Origin of the sequence: Pseudomonas sp. WS 5078 (genome assembly GCF_012985745.1) — a bacterium.
Classification (GTDB): domain Bacteria; phylum Pseudomonadota; class Gammaproteobacteria; order Pseudomonadales; family Pseudomonadaceae; genus Aquipseudomonas; species Aquipseudomonas lundensis_A.
The window spans coordinates 1-867 of the sequence record NZ_JAAQWX010000039.1; the positions used below are offsets into that span (position 1 = coordinate 1).

At 56.6% G+C, this 867-nt stretch carries 1 protein-coding gene; it reads right to left on the reverse strand.

The features are described 5' to 3' along the window. The coding region (locus HBN68_RS21945; RefSeq protein ID WP_169966187.1) for a ribonucleotide-diphosphate reductase subunit beta at nt 1–867 on the reverse strand (867 nt) is incomplete at its 5' end.

Here is an 867-nt window from a genome sequence, read left to right on the forward strand (position 1 = left end):
TCAGTCCCAGCTCAGTGCGCCGCCCGTTTGGTACTCGATCACGCGAGTCTCGAAGAAGTTTTTCTCTTTCTTCAAGTCCATGATTTCGCTCATCCACGGGAACGGGTTAGTGGTGCCCGGGTACTCTTCCTTCAAGCCGATTTGTGACAGGCGGCGGTTGGCGATGAACTTGAGGTAGTCCTCCATCATCGCTGCGTTCATGCCCAATACGCCGCGCGGCATGGTGTCACGGGCGTATTCGATTTCCAGCTGCGTGCCTTGCAGGATCATCTGCGACGCTTCTTCCTTCATCTCGGCATCCCACAGGTGCGGGTTTTCGATTTTGATCTGGTTGATCACGTCGATGCCGAAGTTCAGGTGCATGGATTCGTCGCGCAGGATGTACTGGAACTGCTCGGCAACCCCGGTCATCTTGTTGCGTCGGCCCATCGACAGGATCTGGGTGAAGCCGCAGTAGAAGAAGATGCCTTCCAGAACGCAGTAGTAAGCGATCAGGTTGCGCAGCAGTTCCTTGTCGGTTTCAACGGTGCCGGTTTCGAACTTCGGATCGGAGATCGAGCGGGTGTACTTCAAGCCCCACGTGGCCTTTTTGGCGACCGAAGGAATCTCGTGGTACATGTTGAAGATCTCGCCCTCATCCATGGCCAGCGATTCGATGCAGTACTGATAGGCGTGGGTGTGGATCGCCTCTTCGAACGCTTGGCGCAGGATGTACTGGCGGCATTCCGGGTTGGTGATCAAGCGGTACACGGCCAGTACCAGATTGTTGGCAACCAGCGAGTCGGCGGTGGAGAAGAAGCCCAGGTTGCGCATCACGATGCGGCGTTCGTCGTCAGTCAGGCCTTCCGGGTTTTTCCAGAGGGCGAT